This window comes from Kitasatospora sp. NPDC094015 (assembly GCF_040304075.1).
In the GTDB taxonomy this organism is placed as follows: domain Bacteria; phylum Actinomycetota; class Actinomycetes; order Streptomycetales; family Streptomycetaceae; genus Kitasatospora.
The window spans coordinates 95,639-113,917 of the sequence record NZ_JBEOUL010000007.1; the positions used below are offsets into that span (position 1 = coordinate 95,639).

General features: G+C 70.3%; 14 protein-coding genes and 2 pseudogenes. 11 read left to right on the top strand and 5 right to left on the bottom strand.

Features of this window, described 5'->3' with window-relative positions:
- The first annotated feature begins 299 nt into the window (after positions 1–299).
- Positions 300–3,167, top strand: coding sequence for a DEAD/DEAH box helicase (locus tag ABT014_RS11485; protein WP_350638482.1), 2,868 nt, complete (start codon positions 300–302; stop codon positions 3,165–3,167).
- A 125-nt stretch (positions 3,168–3,292) separates the two neighbouring features.
- On the opposite strand, the pseudogene ABT014_RS11490 reads toward ABT014_RS11485, so the two are convergent.
- Positions 3,293–3,796: pseudogene (locus ABT014_RS11490) on the bottom strand (5'-3' exonuclease); the annotation flags it as partial.
- Between the two features lie 116 nt (positions 3,797–3,912).
- Here ABT014_RS11490 and ABT014_RS11495 point away from each other — a divergent pair.
- Positions 3,913–4,131 (top strand): recombinase family protein, encoded by a 219-nt coding sequence (locus tag ABT014_RS11495; RefSeq protein ID WP_350638483.1) that lies wholly within the window; start codon positions 3,913–3,915, stop codon positions 4,129–4,131.
- An 87-nt stretch (positions 4,132–4,218) separates the two neighbouring features.
- Positions 4,219–5,445 (top strand): recombinase family protein, encoded by a 1,227-nt coding sequence (locus ABT014_RS11500; RefSeq protein ID WP_350638484.1) that lies wholly within the window; start codon positions 4,219–4,221, stop codon positions 5,443–5,445.
- 137 nt (positions 5,446–5,582) lie between these two features.
- On the opposite strand, the gene ABT014_RS11505 is transcribed toward ABT014_RS11500, so the two are convergent.
- The 3 genes from ABT014_RS11505 to ABT014_RS11515 form a co-directional block, all read right to left on the bottom strand.
- Positions 5,583–6,302: a hypothetical protein gene (locus ABT014_RS11505; protein ID WP_350638485.1), complete on the bottom strand. Its 720-nt coding sequence runs from the start codon at positions 6,300–6,302 to the stop codon at positions 5,583–5,585.
- Between the two features lie 116 nt (positions 6,303–6,418).
- A complete protein-coding gene (locus tag ABT014_RS11510) occupies positions 6,419–6,946 on the bottom strand; it encodes a GNAT family N-acetyltransferase (RefSeq protein WP_502894944.1) in 528 nt (175 codons plus the stop codon).
- Positions 6,943–8,205, bottom strand: a complete 1,263-nt coding sequence (locus ABT014_RS11515) for a helix-turn-helix domain-containing protein (RefSeq protein WP_350638486.1) — start codon at positions 8,203–8,205, stop codon at positions 6,943–6,945. Before ABT014_RS11515 ends, ABT014_RS11510 begins: the two co-directional genes overlap by 4 nt.
- 243 nt (positions 8,206–8,448) lie before the next feature.
- Here ABT014_RS11515 and ABT014_RS11520 point away from each other — a divergent pair, with 243 nt between their 5' ends.
- The 6 genes from ABT014_RS11520 (at position 8,449) to ABT014_RS11545 (ending at position 11,903) form a co-directional block, all read left to right on the top strand.
- Complete coding sequence (locus tag ABT014_RS11520; protein ID WP_350638487.1) at positions 8,449–8,901, top strand: ATP-binding protein; 453 nt, start codon at positions 8,449–8,451, stop codon at positions 8,899–8,901.
- Entirely contained in the window at positions 8,898–9,083 is a 186-nt protein-coding gene (locus tag ABT014_RS11525; RefSeq protein ID WP_350638488.1) for a hypothetical protein, read from the top strand. Before ABT014_RS11520 ends, ABT014_RS11525 begins: the two co-directional genes overlap by 4 nt.
- Positions 9,084–9,103: 20 nt before the next feature.
- Entirely contained in the window at positions 9,104–10,246 is a 1,143-nt protein-coding gene (amcB, locus tag ABT014_RS11530; protein ID WP_350638489.1) for a cyclophane-forming radical SAM peptide maturase AmcB, read from the top strand.
- Positions 10,243–10,407, top strand: a complete 165-nt coding sequence (amcA, locus tag ABT014_RS11535) for a multiple cyclophane-containing RiPP AmcA (protein ID WP_280721532.1) — start codon at positions 10,243–10,245, stop codon at positions 10,405–10,407. Before amcB ends, amcA begins: the two co-directional genes overlap by 4 nt.
- 67 nt (positions 10,408–10,474) lie before the next feature.
- Positions 10,475–11,164, top strand: a complete 690-nt coding sequence (locus ABT014_RS11540; RefSeq protein ID WP_350638490.1) for a pentapeptide repeat-containing protein — start codon at positions 10,475–10,477, stop codon at positions 11,162–11,164.
- A 22-nt stretch (positions 11,165–11,186) separates the two neighbouring features.
- Positions 11,187–11,903 (top strand): hypothetical protein, encoded by a 717-nt coding sequence (locus ABT014_RS11545; RefSeq protein ID WP_350638491.1) that lies wholly within the window; start codon positions 11,187–11,189, stop codon positions 11,901–11,903.
- A gap of 89 nt (positions 11,904–11,992) precedes the next feature.
- Here ABT014_RS11545 and ABT014_RS11550 read toward each other — a convergent pair whose 3' ends face one another.
- On the bottom strand, positions 11,993–12,673 hold the full coding sequence (locus tag ABT014_RS11550; RefSeq protein WP_350638492.1) for a hypothetical protein: 681 nt from the start codon (positions 12,671–12,673) through the stop codon (positions 11,993–11,995).
- Positions 12,674–13,192: 519 nt separating this feature from the next.
- Here ABT014_RS11550 and mobF point away from each other — a divergent pair.
- Both mobF and ABT014_RS11560 read left to right on the top strand, forming a co-directional pair.
- Positions 13,193–14,280 (top strand): annotated as a pseudogene (gene mobF / locus ABT014_RS11555) (MobF family relaxase); the annotation flags it as partial.
- A gap of 93 nt (positions 14,281–14,373) precedes the next feature.
- Complete coding sequence (locus tag ABT014_RS11560) at positions 14,374–18,114, top strand: AAA family ATPase (protein ID WP_350638658.1); 3,741 nt, start codon at positions 14,374–14,376, stop codon at positions 18,112–18,114.
- Positions 18,115–18,279 lie beyond the last annotated feature (165 nt).

Genomic DNA, 18,279 nt, shown 5'->3' on the forward strand with positions numbered 1-18,279 from the left:
TGACGCACTGCACAGGCTCGATTGCGTCAGGTTGCCATCGGGCTGGCCGAATTCCTGTCGACAAACCGCTAAAAACCCACCAAGGCCCGCCATGCCCCCACACCCCCGAAAAACGGTGCTATCGATGTCAGTCCCGGCGGGTAATCTCTGGCTGAGATGCTCGATCACCACACCACCCACCACGTCCGCTGCGCCCCGACGGCCCCCATCGCCGCGGCTCCGCAGCCGCAGGCGTCGCCGTCTGCGCCCCCGTCTCGCCCCTCGGGGCCGTCCGCCCGCGGGAAGAAAAGGTGACGCCGATGAACAGCGCCATGCCGGGCCGCAGTGACCAGCAGCTCACGGATCAGGACCAGCTCAGCCCCTCCGAGGCCTACCGGGCCGCGCGCCGCCGGGCCGAGGAGCAGGCCACCGCGCTCTACGGGTTCCAGCAGCTCTACGACTTCCCGCTCGACCCCTTCCAGCTGGAGGCCTGCGAGGCCGTGGAGGCCGGTGAAGGGGTGCTGGTCGCGGCCCCGACCGGCTCGGGCAAGACCATCGTGGGCGAGTTCGCCGTCCATATGGCCCTGGCCGGCGGCCGCAAGTGCTTCTACACCACGCCGATCAAGGCCCTGTCGAACCAGAAGTTCGGCGACCTGGTCAAGCGCTACGGCGCCGACAAGGTCGGCCTGCTGACCGGCGACAACTCGGTCAACGGCGACGCGCCCGTGGTGGTCATGACCACCGAGGTGCTGCGCAACATGCTCTACGCCGGCTCCCGGGCCCTGGACGGCCTCGGCTACGTGGTGATGGACGAGGTCCACTACCTCGCCGACCGCTTCCGCGGCGCGGTCTGGGAAGAGGTGATCATCCACCTCCCCGAGTCCGTCGCCCTGGTCTCGCTGTCCGCCACCGTCTCCAACGCCGAGGAGTTCGGCGACTGGCTGGACACCGTGCGCGGCGGCACCAAGGTGATCGTCTCCGAGCACCGCCCGGTGCCGCTCTGGCAGCACGTGATGGCCGGCAACCGGATGTACGACCTGTTCGCCAGCCCGGACCGCGACGGACGCCCCAAGGACGCCCCGCGCAACCCGGCCAAGGCGGTCAACCCGGAGCTGGTCCGGCTGGCCCGCTCCGAGCAGGACCGCGGCGGCCGGGACAGGTTCGCCAAGGGCCGCGGCCGCTCCATGCCCACCGGCCGCCCCACCCGGATCTGGACGCCCGGCCGGGTCGACGTGATCGAGCGCCTCGACGCCGAGGGGCTGCTGCCCGCGATCACCTTCATCTTCAGCCGGGCCGGCTGCGAGGCCGCCGTCCAGCAGTGCCTCACCTCCGGCCTGCGGCTCAACCGCGAGGCCGACCGGGCCGTGGTCCGCGAGATCGTCGAGCAGCGCTGCGCCGACATCCCCGACGAGGACCTGCACGTGCTCGGCTACTTCGAGTGGCTGGACGGCCTGGAGCGCGGCATCGCCGCCCACCACGCCGGCATGCTGCCGAGGTTCAAGGAGGTCGTCGAGGAGCTCTTCGTCAAGGGCCTGGTCAAGGCGGTCTTCGCGACCGAGACCCTGGCCCTCGGCATCAACATGCCCGCCCGCTCGGTGGTCATGGAGAAGCTGGTCAAGTGGAACGGCGAGACCCACGCCGACATCACCCCCGGCGAGTACACCCAGCTCACCGGCCGGGCCGGGCGCCGCGGCATCGACGTCGAGGGCCACGCGGTGGTGCTCTGGCAGCGCGGCCTCGACCCGGAGGCGCTGGCGGGCCTCGCCGGCACCCGCACCTACCCGCTGCGGTCCTCCTTCCGGCCGTCCTACAACATGGCCGTCAACCTGGTCGGCCAGTTCGGCCGGCACCGCTCCCGGGAGCTGCTGGAGACCTCCTTCGCGCAGTTCCAGGCGGACCGCTCGGTGGTCGGCATCGCCCGCCAGGTCCAGCGCAACGAGGAGGGGCTGGACGGCTACCGCGAGTCGATGACCTGCCACCTCGGCGACTTCGACGAGTACATGGGGCTGCGCCGGGCGCTCAAGGACCGGGAGAACGAGCTCGCCCGCGAAGGCACCAGCCAGCGCCGGGCCGCGGCCGTGGAGTCGATCGAACACCTCAAGCCGGGGGACGTCATCCACGTCCCGACCGGCAAGTTCGCCGGTCTCGCCCTGGTCCTCGACCCGGGCCTGCCGCCGGTCAGCCGCTCGCCGCGGACCAGCCGCCACCCCGACTACCAGGACGGGCCCCGCCCGGTGGTGCTCACCGCCGAGCGGCAGGTCAAGCGGCTCGCGATGATCGACTTCCCGTACCCGGTGCAGGCGCTGGAGCGGGTCAAGATCCCGAAGTCCTTCAACCCGCGCAGCCCGCAGTCCCGCCGCGACCTGGCCTCCGCCCTGCGGACCAAGGCCGGCCACCTGGAGCCCGAGCGCTACCGCAAGGGGCGGGCGGCCGCGGCCGACGACGACGTGATCGGACGGCTGCGCGCCGAGCTGCGGCAGCACCCGTGCCACGGCTGCGACGAGCGCGAGGACCACGCCCGCTGGGCCGAGCGCTACCACCGCCTGCACCGCGACACCGAGCTGCTGGAACGGCGGATGCGCTCGCGCACCCACACCATCGCCCGCACCTTCGACCGGGTCTGCGGCCTGCTCACCGACCTCGGCTACCTGCGCGCCGACACCGTCACCGACGACGGCAAGCGGCTCGGCCGGCTGTACGGCGAGCTCGACCTGCTGGCCTCCGAGTGCATCCGCGAAGGCGTCTGGTCCGACCTCGCCGCCGCGGAACTCGCGGCCTGCGCCTCGGCGCTGGTCTACGAGTCGCGGCAGTCGGACGACGCGACCGCTCCCCGGGTGCCCGAGGGGGCGGCCAAGGACGCGCTCGGCAAGATGGTCCGGATCTGGGGGCACCTGGACGCGCTGGAGGAGCAGCACCGCATCTCCACCGCCGAGGGCGTCGGCCAGCGCGAGCCCGATCTCGGCTTCGCCTGGGCCGCCTACCGCTGGTCGCTCGGCCACAACCTCGACTCGGTCCTGCGGGACGCCGACATGCCGGCCGGCGACTTCGTCCGCTGGACCAAGCAGCTGATCGACGTCCTCGGCCAGATCCAGGACGCGGCCGGCGAGGACGCCACCCTCCGCACCACCGCCCGCAAGGCCGTCGACTCCCTCCGCCGAGGCATCATCGCGTACTCCTCGGTGGGGTGACGGCTCCGCCAGGGGGGCTGCTGAGTAACCGCCCTGGTGCCCTCAGGGGCGCGAGGAACTGCGCGAGGTCGGAAGAGTGCGACGTCTGCCCTCCCGCCGTGCGCAGTTCCCCGCGCCCCTGAAAATCAGGAACGCTGCAGGGCGGTGAGGACGCGGTCCAGGGAGCTGCCCAGGTTCCAGCGGGTGGAGAGGTCTTCCAGGGTCATCGGGTCGAGCGGTTCGGTGGGGAGCGCGGGGTCGAACGCGGGGAGCGGGCAGTCGGCGGCGACCCGGACGACCGTGGGGGCGACGTCCAGGTAGGGCGCGCCCTCGACCAGGTTGCGCCGGCGGGCCGGGGTCAGCTTGGAGGTCGGGTCCAGCGCGGCGGCCCGGATCCCGGCCAGGTCCCCGTACGCCTGCAGGAGCTGGGCCGCGGTCTTCTCGCCGATCCCCTTGACCCCGGGCAGCCCGTCGCTGGCGTCCCCCCGCAGGGCGGTCAGGTCCGCTTACGAGGCGCCGTCCACGCCGTACGTCTCCCGCAGCAGCGCGTTGTCGGTGATCTGCAGGCTGCCGACCCCCTTGAGGGGTTAGAGCACGGTGATCTCCCGGCCGTCGTCGACCAGCTGGAACAGGTCCCGGTCGCGGGAGACAGAAGTTTCCCAACACGCGAAACCGGGTCTGACCTGCGAGGATCCGAACATGCTCAGAGCCGTCGTCGGTGCACGCGTCAGCGTGGTCAAGGGGGCCGAGAAGGTCTCCTAACCTGGTGCAGAAGGAAGCCGGCCAACGCTACGCCGACCGGTCGGGCTGGGAGGTCGTCGGCTACTTCCAGGACCTGGACGTGTCTGCCGAGGTCCGTCCGTTCGACCGCCCCGACCTCGGCCCGTGGCTGGGGGAGAAGGCAAGCCTGTGGGACGCGATGATCTTCTCGAAGGTGGACCGCGTCTTCCGCTCGGCGAAGGACTGCGCGGACGTGGCGCACTGAGCGGAGGCCAACCGCAAGATCCTCGTCTTCTCGTACGACGGCATCGTCCTGAACTTCCGGGACGAGGGCAAGGACTCGATGTCGGCGATGATGAGCAAGGTCTTCCTGATGCTCGCCTCGCTCTTCGCGGAGATGGAACTCAAGCGGACGAGGGACCGAGTTCTCGGGGCCCACCGATTCCTGCGGAAGACGGTGCGCTGGCCGGGCGGATACGCGCCCTACGGCTATGAGGTGGTGGATCACCCGGAAGGCGGAAAGACGCTCAGTCTGGAGCCACACACCGTGGGGGTGGCGCGCGAGATGGCCGAGTGGTACATCGCCGGATGGTCGTTCCGTGAAATCGCAGGGGAACTGAATCGCCGCAACGAGCCGACGAACCTGGTACGCCATCTGAGGGCCCAGGGAAAGACCGAGACCTCGAAGGGGAAGAGCGTCGACGGGATCGAGTGGGCGACCAGCGTCGTCGCCGACCTGCTCAGGACCCCGTCGCTGCGAGGGTACAAACTCCACCGTGGCAAGGAGACCCGAGGCGCCGACGGGCTGCCGATCAGGATCGCCGGACCGGTCTTCGACCGAGAGCTGTGGGCCAGGCTGGAGCCCGCGCTCGCGGCCAGATCCACGAAGAAGACTCGGACCTTTTCCACGTCCGCGCTGCTCGGTGTCGCATTCTGTGACGCGTGCAACGGGCCGCTCTATCAGAAGAACGCTCCGAAGAAGTCGAGCGGGAATGTCTACAGCTACTACCACTGCCCGAGCGGGAGCGCGAAGGGGAGGGCGAACTGCGGAACGTCTCAGCCCTCCCAGCAACTGGAGGACCTGATTGAGGAGACCTTCATCGCGAAGGTCGGCGACAAGCACGTTCCAGTGCGTCGGTACATCCCGGGGGAGGACCACTCGGAGGATCTGGCCGCGGTCAAGCGGGCGATCAAGGGCCTTCGCGAGGAGAAGGACGAAGGCCTGATCGTCGGTCGCGAGGACGAGGACGAGTGGAAGGAACGCATGCGGGCGCTGCTCCACCGGCGAGAGGAGCTCGAAGCCCTGCCGCAGCGGCCGGCGCAGTGGGTGCTGGAGGACTCCGACGAAACGTACGCGACGGCTTGGCAGGCCCGGGACACCGCAGGGCGTCGGCAGCTTCTGCTGGACAGCGGAATCAGGCTGGTGGTCAAGCCCGCACCGGCTCTCCAAGCTCGGGTCGAGGTCCCGGAGGACTTGGCTGCCCGGCTCAGGGACGCGGTCACTCGGAGCGGATCGACTCCGCATTTGGGTGGCGGGCTTCCTGCCGCCCAGGCGGAGGAGGCCGACACGTTCGACTGAGAGTTGTGGGTTTGTCCTACCGCACTGCTGCCGACGGCGGGGCCAGAGCGATTCCGGCCCCGCCATGACCGCTCAGCGGGACGCAGTGCCCGAGCTGTGTGCATTGGCGGCGGGTGCGCGCGTGGTGCCCGTTCTTGCTATCCGCCGTATCGGGCGTCGCTGAGTGCGTTCGCCGCGCTGCGGGCTTCGGCGGCGGCTGCCTGCAGTGCCTTGGCTTGGCCTTCTAGATTCTGCAAGCCGGTCACAGCCTGGGCCAAGATATTTGCGCTGTCTTGGAGATGGGAGAGGGACTGCGCGGAGTCGTTCAAGGCCCACAGTGCGTCTTCCGAGATGCCGAAGCCGTGCACCCGCGGGTCTGCGAGCTCGTTGGTGACGAGCCGCAGCAGGGACGCGAGGTCCGGTGCGGTCTTGGCGAACTCGTCCAGGGCCGGTCCGAGGCGGTCGAGAAGTTCGGTCTGGGCCTCGGCGATCATCTCGCCGAGGTCGGCCTTGGTGAGATCACCCAGGCCCTCCAGCGCGTCGAGGCCGTCGGCCTCCCTGGCGCTCTTCCAACGGATCAACAGCTTGACCGAGAACTCGGCACTGCGCGGGCCATCGATCACCTTGTGGTGCGGGGTGCACAGCAGGATCAGGTTGGAGAACTGGTTGCGCTCGTCCACCGACCAGGTCGGGTCGAACCGCGGACCGTTCTCCTCGAAGGCTCGAATGTGGGCGATCTGGAGGTTCTGAACGGGCTCACCATCGACCATCCGGACGGTCGGCTCACCGCAGTCCGGCCAGTAGCACGCGCCGCGGGCCAGGGTGAGGAGTCCGGCGATGGTACCGCTACCGTAGCTACGGCGTGGCTTTGAAGTCACCTTTAGAAACCGATCGTTGACGGACAGTCATTCAACGGTAGCCGTCGCGCACGACAACAGGGGCAGCTTTCCCGAGGTCGAGTAGGTAATGGCTCGGGCCCGCCGATTCGGGCGCGTCAGCGAGGGCGGATCATGGCAGTGAGGCGGGGCGAGTCAGGGGACGGCTGCTGGCTGTTGATGGCTTCGTAGCCCCAGGACTCGTACAGGGCCTGGACCTTGCCGTCCCCGGCGAGCGGGTTGACCATCAGGGTGACGCGATCCTCGGCGCGGTGGGCGAGGAGTTCGTCGTGGATGCGGCGAGCGGTGTCGGTGCCGCGCCAGGGGGTGCGGACGCCGATCTCCTTGATGACCAGTACGGGGACGTTGGTGAAGCCGTCGGGCAGGGGTTCGGCCATGCGCTTCCAGTACCGGTCGCCGGCGTCGGCGGTGTTGCCGTAGGCGTAGCCGATCGGCACATCGCCGTCGTAGCCGAGGACGAGTTCGAAGCCGTGTTCGGTGGCGTGCCGGTCGAGGCGCTCGGCGAAGGTCTGGACGCGGTAGTTGGCCAGGTGCAGCAGGGGCGCCCGTACGTCGGCGTAGACGTCCAGCAGGTCCTGGCGGGCCTGCGGGGTGAGGTCGATGTGGTGGCGGAGCTCGATCGTCACGCGGTGGTCCTCCTGCTGTTGTGTGCGTACTCGGCCCAGGTGCGGGCCAGGTTGCTGCCATCGGCCAGGTCGCCCAGTTTGGTGTCGAAGGCGTTCAGCATGCCGGTGACGCGGGGGTGGGCGGAGACCTCCGCCGGGACCGACATGGCGGTGGCGACGGCGGGTTCGAGGTCGCCCCGGCCGAGCTGGGCATGGGCGAGGCGGACCGTGGTGATCGCGTGTGAGCGCTGCATGGCGCCCCGGCGAAGCGCCATGCAGCGGTGCGCGTGAGCTTCAGCTTCCTCCCAACTTCCGGCCGAGAGATAGGCGGCCAGGGCCAGGGAGCCGAGTTCGGCCTGGTCGTAGAAGGCTGTTATCCAGAGCGGGCGGGAGACGCCGGAGTCGGCTCGGTCAAGGGCCTCCTGGGCGTGCCCGAGGGAGCGTCGCACCGCATTGGTGTCTCCGGTCAGACCGTGGATGGCCGCGTGGCGGGCGTGTCCGAGGGAGGCGAACAGCGGGTCTCGCCGGGCGATGGGCAGGTTGCGGGCCACGTCGTTGGCCGCGAGCGCGTCACCGGGCCGGCCGAGATGGCGGTAGAGGCTGCCGGCGTGGGACCAGATACGGAACTGGATGGACGAGTCACCGGACATGGCGGCCAGGGAGGCAGCCTTCTGGTGGTACTGGAGAGCAGCGGCGAAGCGACGGCCGTCGATGGCGGCCCACATCGCGCTCGACATGAAGGAGGCCGCGCTGGCGTACAGCTGAGCCCTGATCCGCTGCGTGGCAGTGCTGCGCTCCTGGAGGGCGAGGGCTTCGTCGGCCAGCTGGCCGGCCCGGGTCTCGATGCTGAGGCGACCGCCGTGGCGGTGGTCGCTGGCAACGACCTCGGCGAAGCGGGCCTGCAAGTGTTGGACGTCGCTGATCCCGATCCGACGTGGTCCGGCCGCGGCGCCCGTGAGCGCGGCCACGGTGGTGCCTCCGGCGGCTGCTATGAAGTCGCGTCGCTTCACGTCTTCCTCCGTTGCGCTGCTTTGGGCTCGTCCTGTGGGGACGAAGCCCAGTTCCTCGGACGGGCAGTCGAACACTGCCGTGAGCGCAAGGCGGATCTTCGCCGGAGGCCAACGGGTTTGACCAGTCAGCCAGTTGTGGACCGTGCGCTCTGATACCGTGCCGAGCTTCCCGGTGAGGGTCTTGACCTCGGCGTTCACTTCGCGGGCTAACTCTGCCTTCGTCATGCGGCGTTCGGCTATCCGGAGGCGGAGTGCGGCGTTGGCCACCATGCGGTCAACGTAGCTGTGGCGTGACGTGCTGTGCAGGGGGTCGGGTAATGAGGCGGTCAAGTTTTCCGGTCGAGCGCGGACCAGAGGCACTCGTACTTTGCCTCACCAGCCGGTAGCTGACGGTCGTTCACTGGTTACGCAAAGCCGTCCTCCTCTCGGGGACGGCATCTGCTGCCAGACCCGTCCTGCGTTCCAGGCCGGGCACCCGGCCAACCCTCAACCGCACCCACCAGGAGTTCCGCCATGGCCTTCACCGCAGGCATGCCTTCGGGAGTCGAGCCGACGGCCGCCGAGACCCCAGCCGCCAGCGGTACCGAGTCGGTCGGCCTGGAGTTGCCCTACCGGTCCGAGTCCGTGTCCGCCGCTCGTCGGCTGGTGCGCGTCCAGCTGGCGCTCTGGGGCCTGGACCACCTCGTCGAGGACGCCCAGGTGATCGTCTCGGAGCTGGCGACCAACGCGGCCAAGACCGGGTGCCGACTGCGGATGCGAGTCGAGATCGAACGGCTCACCGAGCAGGCGGTCCAGATCCGTGTCACCGACGGCTGCCGCGTCCTGCCGGTCATGGTCGAGGCCGATGGGCAGGACGAGGGCGGCCGGGGCATCGCTCTGATCCACCACCTCACTGGCGGCCATTGGGGCGCTGACCAACTGCCGAACGGCAAGACCGTCCACGCCGAACTGGGGGCTGTGGCATGAGCGCCCAGCACCGCGGCCCCGACCGCGAGCTGCTGGGCGACGCCATGAAGGCCCTGGTGCTGTCCGGTCACCTCGTCGTGCTCGGTCTGCTCGGCTACCTGGTCGAGCACCAACCGCCTCAGTACCAGTCGCGCGCTTCAGCCAGCGCGCCGGACACCGACCCGGGTACCGAATCCCTCTGACCGCGCGAGGAGCCAGCACGATGCAGAACCTGGTCCGCTACCGGCGCCGCATCGCCCGCCGTCCGAACACGGTGGTCGTGCAGCCCGACGGCTTCTGCAACCTCAACTGCACCTACTGCTACCTGCCCGACCGAGGCCGGCGCACACCAATGCCGGTGGCGGTCGCCGAGGCGGTGGCCCGCTCGATCGCCGAGTTCGCCGACACCGCGACCTCCTCGCCCATCGAGGTCCTGTGGCACGCGGGCGAGCCGCTGGCCGTGGGGCGGCGGCGGTTGGCCGAACTGCTGGCCCCGTTCGAGCCGCTTCGGAAGGCTGGCTTGGTCGAGCACTCGGTGCAGACCAACGCGGTGCTGATCAACCCGGCCTGGTGCGACTTCCTGACCGAGTACGGGTTCCGGATCGGGGTGAGCATCGACGGCCCGGCCACCCTCAACCGCCAGCGCGTCGACTGGGCCGGCCGCCCGGCCTTCGACCGGATCATGAAGGGCATTCGTTGCCTTCGAGAGCACGAGGTCCGGTTCTCCGTGATCGCAGTCGTCAGCGCGGAGAGCATCCTCGACCCGGAAGGGTTGCTGGACTTCATCGCGGGCCTGGGCTGCCACAGCGTCGGGCTGAACATGGAAGAGACCGAGGGCGTCGACACTGGCCGGGCGGTGCCCACCGTCGAACAGGCCCGCGAGTTCTGGCGTCGCACCATCGCCTGGTCGAGGCGACACCGCGAGCTGACCGTTCGCGAGGTCGACCGGCTCGGCAGCTATCTGCGGTCCGCCCGTGCAACGGGTCTGGCTGCGTGGGACGACGCGCTGATCGACCCGATCCCGACCGTCTCCGCCGCTGGGGACGTGGTCCTGCTCTCGCCCGAGCTGGCGGGCATCAGCGACCCGGCATACAACGACTTCCGGGCCGGCAACGTCCTGGAGCTGACCATCGGCTCCATGCTGGACCGCGCGCACCACCTGCGGTACGTGCGTGAGTTCCTGACCGGCCTGGACGAGTGCGAGGCCCGGTGCGAGTTCTTCGGCTTCTGCCGAGGAGCCCAAGCCGGCAATCGCTACTTCGAGAACGGGAGCCTGGACACCACCGAAACCAACTACTGCCGCGTGTCCAGGCAGGCCCTCGTCACCGCACTGTCCGATACCGTCCGAGAGGAGCAACCAGCATGACCATCCTCGAGCTGTTGGCCGTTACCGATTCCCCCGTGGTGGCCGACCTGACGTCTGGTCACCCGGTCACGGTCGCCAAGTTCGACAACCGACCGACGTGGGACAACGTCGGCTCGTCGTTCGACAACCGGCCCACCTGGGACAACAAGACCAGCAAGTAGCACCACCTGAGCACCCGGGCCCGCACTGCGCGGTGTGGGCCCGGCCCGGCAGAGCGGAGCCCCACCCGTGGACAGCATCACCTTCGGCCGCGTCACCGTCACTCCGCCCGCCCTGGACGAGCCCGGCCTCTACCTGTCCAACGTCACCTCCCTGGACTCCGCCCGGGGCATCGTCCAGGACTTCCAGTACGGCGACGCCGACCTGCGAGACCTGGACCTGGCCGACATCAGCCTCATCACCGGCCGCGTCAGGGGGCTGCGGGCCGATCGCGTCCAGATCGACAAGGTCCGCCTGGACTCCGTTGAGTTCGACACCTGCGACCTGGCCACCGCCCGCATCGCCGACAGCAAGCTGTCCCGCGTCGTCTTCCGCAACTGCAAGATCATGGGTGCCGGCCTCACCGGCGTGGCTCTGGACAATGTGCTCTTCGAGAACTGCAAGCTCGACTACGCGAGCTTCGAGCAGGTCCGGGCCATCGGACCGGTCGTGTTCTCCAAGTGCGTGCTCACCGAAGCATCGTTCACCGGCTGCGACCTGACCGGGGCGGTCCTGGATGCGTGCACGCTGCGGATGGCCGACTTCGGGCGAGGCAAGTACCAGGGCCTGGACCTGCGCGGCAACGACCTGACCTCGCTGCGGGGTGTCGCCCACCTCGCCAAGGTGGTCATCGACCGGGCCCAGCAGTCCGAGCTCGCCGAAGCCCTGATCGCGGAGCTGGACGTGACCTTCGGCAACACCATGAACCAGCGCCGATGACCCGAACCGGGAGGAGCCCGGAGTGAACCTCGCCATCGCCCACACCGACCCCGCCGCCCTCATCGCCCGCTGCGAGACCACCGAAGTCCGCATCGCCGGCAGTGAGCCGGAGTACGAGCCAGGGGCCGTCCTTCCGGCCGGCCCCTGGCAACCGCTGACGGCCGACCTGGCCGCACGGCTCAAGCCCAGCGCCCGGACCGCCGACGACACGTTGGTCGAGCTGGTCAAGCTCCCCGACGGCCCGGTGCCTGCGAGCTTGGCAGCCTTGGCTAACCCGCTCGGAGATCCGGACGCCGTCCATCTCGGCCAGGCCGCCAGCCCCGCCAAGGCCCTGACCACCACTCCCAACTATCAGGACGGCCGCCGCATCGGACTGCACGTCGACAACTGGGACCGCCTGGACTACGAGTCCAAGCACACCGGCCGACGGCGCCTCTGCTTCAACCTCGGCCCCGGAACCCGTTACCTCCTGCTCGCCGACGTCGACATCCGCACCATCTGCCGCACCCTCTACGCCGACCCCGCCGGCCGCTACCCGCACACCGACGACCTGCGGGCCTACGTCGCCGGTCGACAGCCGCTGCGGGTCTTCCGCATCCGGCTGGCCCCGGGAGAGGGTTACATCGCTCCCACCGAACTGCTGCCCCACGACGGCTCGACGGAGGACCAACCCGAGCCGTCCACGGCAGCGTTCTGGCTCGGCCATTGGCCGCGCGGCAGTCTCCGCTCTGCGGTCTGATCTCCGGTGGATGGAACCGCGTAAGCCGGGGGCATGCCCTTCCTGTTCGGCTCGCCGGAGGCGCCCTGCGCCGCTGCGTAGGTCGACCGCTATGCGGCGTAGGTGACTCCGTCGAACGTGAACGCCCCACTGCGCGAGATCGGTACGGCGATGGGCTCGGCGACGCCGGCCGTGGAGTCGACCACTCCGAAGCCCATCGCTGGGCGGAAGGACGAAGCTGTCGACGTTGCAGTGCGCCGAAGCGTTCCGATCTCGAAGCCCCAGAGCGTGTCAGCCGTCGGGTCGTCGGCCGGGATCTCTCCGATCAGTGCGAGGCCGCTGGTTCCGCTGCAGATGACGGAGCGTCCGAACCCGCGAGCGAGCAGGATGGCGAGCGCGCCCGGATAGCGACTGGGGCCGGGGCCGGTCGCGGTGAGGCTCAGCCAGCCCGGTTCGACCGGTTGGATTCCGGCGACGACGGCAAGGCCCAGGTCGGAGATGACTGCGGGCCAGCATGGACAGGGGCCGGCTATGTGGCAGTCTCCGCCTGCTCCGGCCCCGGCCTGGATGACGACGTCTCCTGAGTAGACGGCGCGTAGCTGGGCGAGGGCACGCGTGGTGCACTCGGAGCCCTTACGAGTCGAACTGGGTTGGCTGGTGCTCATGACAACCACCCGGTCCGGCTGCCAGTCACGAACGAACCGGATCAGGTTCATCACGGCGCGCGGATGGCAGCTGGGTGTCAGCAAGTCTGCGACGACGACCACCCGCTCGCCGACGGTCGGCGGCACGTAGCCAGGGCGCGAGCGGAGCAGTTGCGCGAGTGGCGCGTCGGCGTGACCAGTACGAGGTTCACGGGTCATCACAGGGGGGCGGCATCCCAGGGAGTCGATGGGGATCGGTTCCGTTGCTCCGCAGCAGCCGGGAGCAACTTTGATCAGGAGAGCGAGCGGCCCTTTCTGGCCGTGACTCTAGCTACAAAAACCCAGCTCGGAAACCCCTTGTCTTCACGACTGAAAATCCCTGAGGAGCAACGATAAATATCGAGACATGAATGACAGGAAACCGTCCCTTCGTCGCCGCGAGTCCATCGACTCTGCAGGTCAGAGGTGACGAGTCGAGGCTGCTCGGCATCACCATCCGCTCCGCTCGAAGATATCCAGACACCTCTTGCAGATATTCTGAGCATGGTCCGCTGCGCGGGGCTAAAGTGCTCACATGGCATTTGATGAGGCAGGTGAATCGGCGGCTCGAATAGCTGCTGTGCTTACCCTCATCCAGGTTTCGGAAAGCTGGGGGTGGTCGCGTTGATGACCATCCACAAGCTCACTGCCGGCAACGGCTACACCTACCTGACGCGCCAGGTCGCGGGCGGCGACGTACAGCGTCAGCGGGGTCAGTCCGCCGAGGAGTACTACACCCAGAAGGGCAACCCGGCGGGCGTCTGGCTCGGCCGCGGCGCCCCCTGCTCGGACTCGACGGGACCACCGTGACCGAGCAGCAGATGAAGCACCTGTTCGGCCTCGGGCAGCACCCGGACGCCCAGCGCATCATCGACGAGCACCTGGCCGCCAACGTGCGCGCCGACATGGACGACGATCAGCTCAAGGCCGTCCAGGCCGCCGCGATCAAGGCCGCCACCCTCGGCCGCAAGTACCCCGAGTACGAGCCTCTGGACCCGTTCGCCGAGCGCGTCGAGCGGCGCCTGGCCGTCATCGAGAAGGAGACCCGGCGCACCCCCACCAGCGCCGAGATCAAGAAGGTCCAGCACGAGGAGTCCCGCCGCCAGCGGGCCGCCGTCGCCGGGTTCGACCTGGTCTTCGCCCCGGTGAAGAGTGCTGCGGTGCTGTGGGCGCTGGACGAGCGCCTGGAGGTCCGCGCCGCCGCCCGCGACGCCGCGCTGGAGCTGCTGGAGCAGAACGCCGCGCACACCCGCACCGGCAGCACCGGCCAGGCCCAGATCGACACCAAGGGCCTGATCGCCGTCGCCTTCGACCACTTCGACTCCCGGGCCGGCGACCCCAACCTGCACACCCACGTCGTCGTCGCCAACAAGATCCAGGGCGTCGACGGGAAGTGGCGTTCGCTGGACGCCCGCGGCCTGCTGGCGATGACCGTCGCCGCCTCCGAGTTCTACAACTCGCGGTTCGAGACCGAGCTGACCGCCCGGCTCGGCGTGACCTTCGAGGCCCGCGAGGACTCCGTCACCAAGCGCCAGCCGGTGCGCGAGATCGTCGGCGTCCCGGTCGAGGCGATCACGCATTTCTCCTCCCGCCGGACCGAGATCGAGGCCCGCTACGAGCAGCTGCTGCGTGAGTACCGGCGCGAGCACGGGCACGACCCCTCCCGCGGCATGACCCGCCAGCTCGCCCGCCAGGCCAACCTCGACACCCGCGAGGGCAAGAAGGCCGCCCGATCTCTGGAGGAGATGCGCGCCGACTGGACCAGCACCGTCACCACCGCCCACGGCCAGGACATTGTCGGGCGCGTGATGGCGGCCGTCCCCGCGCCCGGAAGCACCCCGGCTAGCGCCCAGCGGGAGGAGGCGAAGCCGGTCGAGATCCCCGCCCTGGCCGCCGCCGTGATCACTGCCGTCGGCGAGGAGCGGGCGGTGTGGACGGTGTGGAACCTGCGCGCCCACGCCGAGCGCCTGGCCCGCTCCGAGCACCCCACCACCGACGCCGCCGAGCACCGGCAGCTGGTCGAGGCGATCGTCACCGAGGCCGTCTCCCCGGCCCACAGCGTCCGCGTCGACGCCCCCGCGCTGCTGGACGAGCCGGAGGAGCTGCGCCGCGCCAACGGCGACAGCGTGTTCGTCCGGCACGCCTCCGACCGCTACACCAGCACCGCCATCCTGGACGCCGAGCGCCGCCTGGTCGACGCCGCCCTCACCCCCGCCAACCAGGGACTCAACCGGGCCTTCGTCGGCACCGCGATCGACGGTTTCGAGGCCCGCAACCGCCCTCTGGACGAGGGCCAGCGCGCCCTCGTCACCGCCTTCGCCACCGACACCCGGCTGGTCTCCCTCGGCCTCGGCCCGGCCGGCTCCGGCAAGACCACCGCGATGCAGGCATACGTCCACGTCGCCAACCAGGCCGGCCAGCGCGTCGTCCCGCTCGCCACCTCCGCGGCCTCCGCCGCCGTCCTCGCCCGCGACCTCAAGCAGCCCGCCGAGAATCTCCACAAGTTCCTCTGGGAGTACACCGGCGGCAAGCACATGGGCGCTCTGCGCAATGGCCAGAACGTGCCCGAGAACCGCGCGGGCTTCAAGTTGAACCCGGGCGACGTCGTCCTGGTGGACGAGGCCGGCATGGCCGGCACCCTCAACCTGGACAACCTCGTCCGCATCGCCGCCGACCGCGGCGCGAGCGTGCGCCTGCTCGGCGACTACCGCCAGCTCAGCAGCGTCGAAGCGGGCGGCGCGCTGCGGCTGATCGCCGCCGAAGCCGGCGCCGTCGAACTCACCACCCTCCACCGCTTCACCGACAAGCACGAGGCCGCCGCCACCCTCAAGATCCGCACCGGCGACACCGCCGCACTGGACTTCTACTTCGCCAACCAGCGGGTCGTCAGCGGCTCGCGCACCGCCATGGTCGAAGCCGCGTACGAGGGCTGGAAGGCCGACATGCTCGTCGGCCGCACCACCCTGATCAGCACCCGCACCGGCGCCGACGTCACCGCCCTGTCCGCCCGCGCCCGCGAGGACCGCGTGGCCGCCGGCCAGGTCGAGGCCGACGGCGTCCTGCTGCGCGACGGCAACCGCGCGGGCCGCGGCGACTGGATCGTCACCCGCGAGAACAACCGCAAGATCACCACCAACCGGGGCTGCGACTTCGTCAAGAACGGCGACGCCTGGGAAATTCTCAAGCGCCACCAGGACGGCTCCCTGAAGGTCCGCCACCTTGGGCACCGCGGACGCCTCACCCTGCCCGCCGAGTACGTCGCCGCCGACGTCCAGCTGCTCTACGCCTCCACCGTCCACCGCTCCCAGGGCGGCACCGTCGACACCGCCCACCCCCTGGTCACCGACGACACCACCCGCGAGGAGCTGTACGTCCAGCTCACCCGCGCCCGCCACACCACCACCCTCTACACCGCCACCCACGACCTCCTCCCGTTCGACACCGACGAGCAGCTCGACAAGCCCAAGAATGACCCCGACTCCTTCGCCGCCCGCGAGGTGCTGGAGCGCGTCCTGGGCCGCGAGGGTGCCCAGCTCTCCGCCACCGAGACCATCCGAGGCGCCCAGGAGGACGCCGTCTCCCTGGCCACCCTGGCGCCCCGCCACCAGCACGCCGTCGAGACCCTCACCGCCCCCTACTACCACCAGCTGATCCACCGCCTGTTCGGCCCCGCCCTCGCCGAGCAGATCACCAGCGACGACGCGATGACCGCCGTCACCCGCGCCCTCCGCGATGCCGAAGCCTCCGGCTGGCAGCCCGAACGACTGCTCGCCGCCGCCACCTGGCGCGGCGACCTGACCACCGCCGACTCCCCAGCCCAGGCCCTCGCCTGGCGCCTGAACACCATCACCGACGACCGCCCCGCACCCGCCCACCTCAACGCACCCACCACCGCCGACACCACCCGCTACGCCACCCTGGTCGCGCAGCTCACCGGGCAGCCCGCCCACCGCTTCGACCCCGAGAGCGCCACCGAGCAGCCGGCCGCCCTGCACATCGCGCCCGCCGCCGCCCAGGCCCCGGACGCGCACCCGCACGTGGCCACCGACACCCTCAACCACTACGCCGCCACCGCCGCCACCGCGCTCAACACCACCACCGACAAGGTCACCGCCCACCCGCAGTGGCCCCATCTCGCAGGCGCCCTGGCCGCCGCCGAGCGCACCGACCGCGACACCACCACCCTGCTCACCACCGCCGCGAACCAGACCACCGGCGCGAGCGACCCGGTCACCGCCCTGACCCGCGCAGCCCGCACCACCCTGGCCGCCGACGGCATCCCCGAACACCACCAGCAGGCCCCCGAAGCCCTCCGCCGCCAGGCCCTCGCCGCCGATGTCCTCGGCACCCAGCACGCCGCCCGCGCGCTGGGCGAGAGCACCTGGCTCGCCCTTACCGCCGCCCTGCGTCGTGCCGAGACCGCCGGCCACGAACCCGCCGTACTGCTGCGCCAGGTCGCCGAGAGCCGCCCGCTCAACGGCGCCGACAGCCTCAGCCAGGTTCTGGCCTGGCGCATCGGCCGCCACCTCGCCGCCGACGCCCCGACCGTCTCCGCCCAGCAGAACGATCGCGCCGAAGCGGAGCTGTGGCGCACCCTCGCCTGGACCCTCAAGGCCATCGAGAACACCGGCACCACCGCGGAGGCCGCCCTCTCCGAGGCGACCGGCCGCACCGCCCTGCCCGAACTCCTCCAGCACGCCCAGCAGCAGGCCCTCGCCCACACCCGCGCCGCCTCCGGCCGCGCCGACCTGCCCGCGTGGATCAACCCGGTACCGCCCTCCACCGCGGCCAACCCGCGCCACCACGACTACCTGACCGAGAGCACCGCGCTGATCGCCAACCGCGTCTCGGTCCTCGCCGAGCGCACCGCGGAGAGTCGCCCGGAGCCTCGGCGAAGCCCCCGCCGACCCCGTCCTGCGTACCGAGTGGCAGCAGCAACTCGCCGTCGTCGCCGCCTACCGCGACCAGTACCGCGTCACCAACGACAACGCCGCCCAGCCCGCCGGCCCCTACATCGAGGAAGGCCGAACCGGCCACCACGCCTACTGGACGGCCACCGAAGCCGCCATCGCCGCCCGCCGCATCGCCACCACCCTGAACACCCCGGCGGCGGCCACCGCGGACAGCGACCAGCAGGCCCTCCACCGACTCGCCGCCGACGTCTACCGCACGCTGTCCGAGGCCGATCAGGCCGAGATCCTGCGTACCGTCGCCGCCCGGACCGGCGCCACCTGGCTCGCCGGCCGACCGCGCCTGGACGATGCAGCCCTGGCCCAGCAGTACATCGCCGAACACGTCAGCACGGCCCTCGCCGAACGCCGCCAACTCACCACCGAGGCCACCCAGCCCGAGCAGCAGCAGACCGAGGAGCGTCGCCAGCCGACCCTCGCCGAACGACGCCGAGCCGGCCGCCAAGCCGAGCGCCAAGCCCACCGCGACCAGCTCCAGCAGCGCGGCGGACAGCCCACCACCCGCACCGCCCGGCCTGCGCCGAACCGCCGAGTCGAGCCCGCCGACCAGCGCCAGGCCCCGACCCAGCGCCCGGCTGAGCAGCGGCAGCCGCTCCAGCCACGTCCGCAGCAGATCCAGCACCAAGACCAGCAAGGACCACGCCTCCGCTAAACCCCGGGAGCACCGTTCTTGTTCACCAACTTCTCAGCCAGCCTCATATGCGCATGGGTTGGAGAGCTGTCATTGCGGAGGCAGGCATTTGT

Excerpts from the sequence above, each read along its gene's own strand:
- amcA (WP_280721532.1), top strand. The coding sequence starts at position 10,243 with ATGACCATCCTCGAGCTGTTGGCCGTTACCGATTCCCCCGTGGTGGCC.
- ABT014_RS11515 (WP_350638486.1), bottom strand. The coding sequence starts at position 8,205 with ATGGTGGCCAACGCCGCACTCCGCCTCCGGATAGCCGAACGCCGCATG.
- ABT014_RS11560 (WP_350638658.1), top strand. The coding sequence starts at position 14,374 with ATGGCGGCCGTCCCCGCGCCCGGAAGCACCCCGGCTAGCGCCCAGCGG.
- ABT014_RS11525 (WP_350638488.1), top strand. The coding sequence starts at position 8,898 with ATGAGCGCCCAGCACCGCGGCCCCGACCGCGAGCTGCTGGGCGACGCC.
- ABT014_RS11520 (WP_350638487.1), top strand. The coding sequence starts at position 8,449 with ATGGCCTTCACCGCAGGCATGCCTTCGGGAGTCGAGCCGACGGCCGCC.
- amcB (WP_350638489.1), top strand. The coding sequence starts at position 9,104 with ATGCAGAACCTGGTCCGCTACCGGCGCCGCATCGCCCGCCGTCCGAAC.
- ABT014_RS11500 (WP_350638484.1), top strand. The coding sequence starts at position 4,219 with ATGATGAGCAAGGTCTTCCTGATGCTCGCCTCGCTCTTCGCGGAGATG.
- ABT014_RS11485 (WP_350638482.1), top strand. The coding sequence starts at position 300 with ATGAACAGCGCCATGCCGGGCCGCAGTGACCAGCAGCTCACGGATCAG.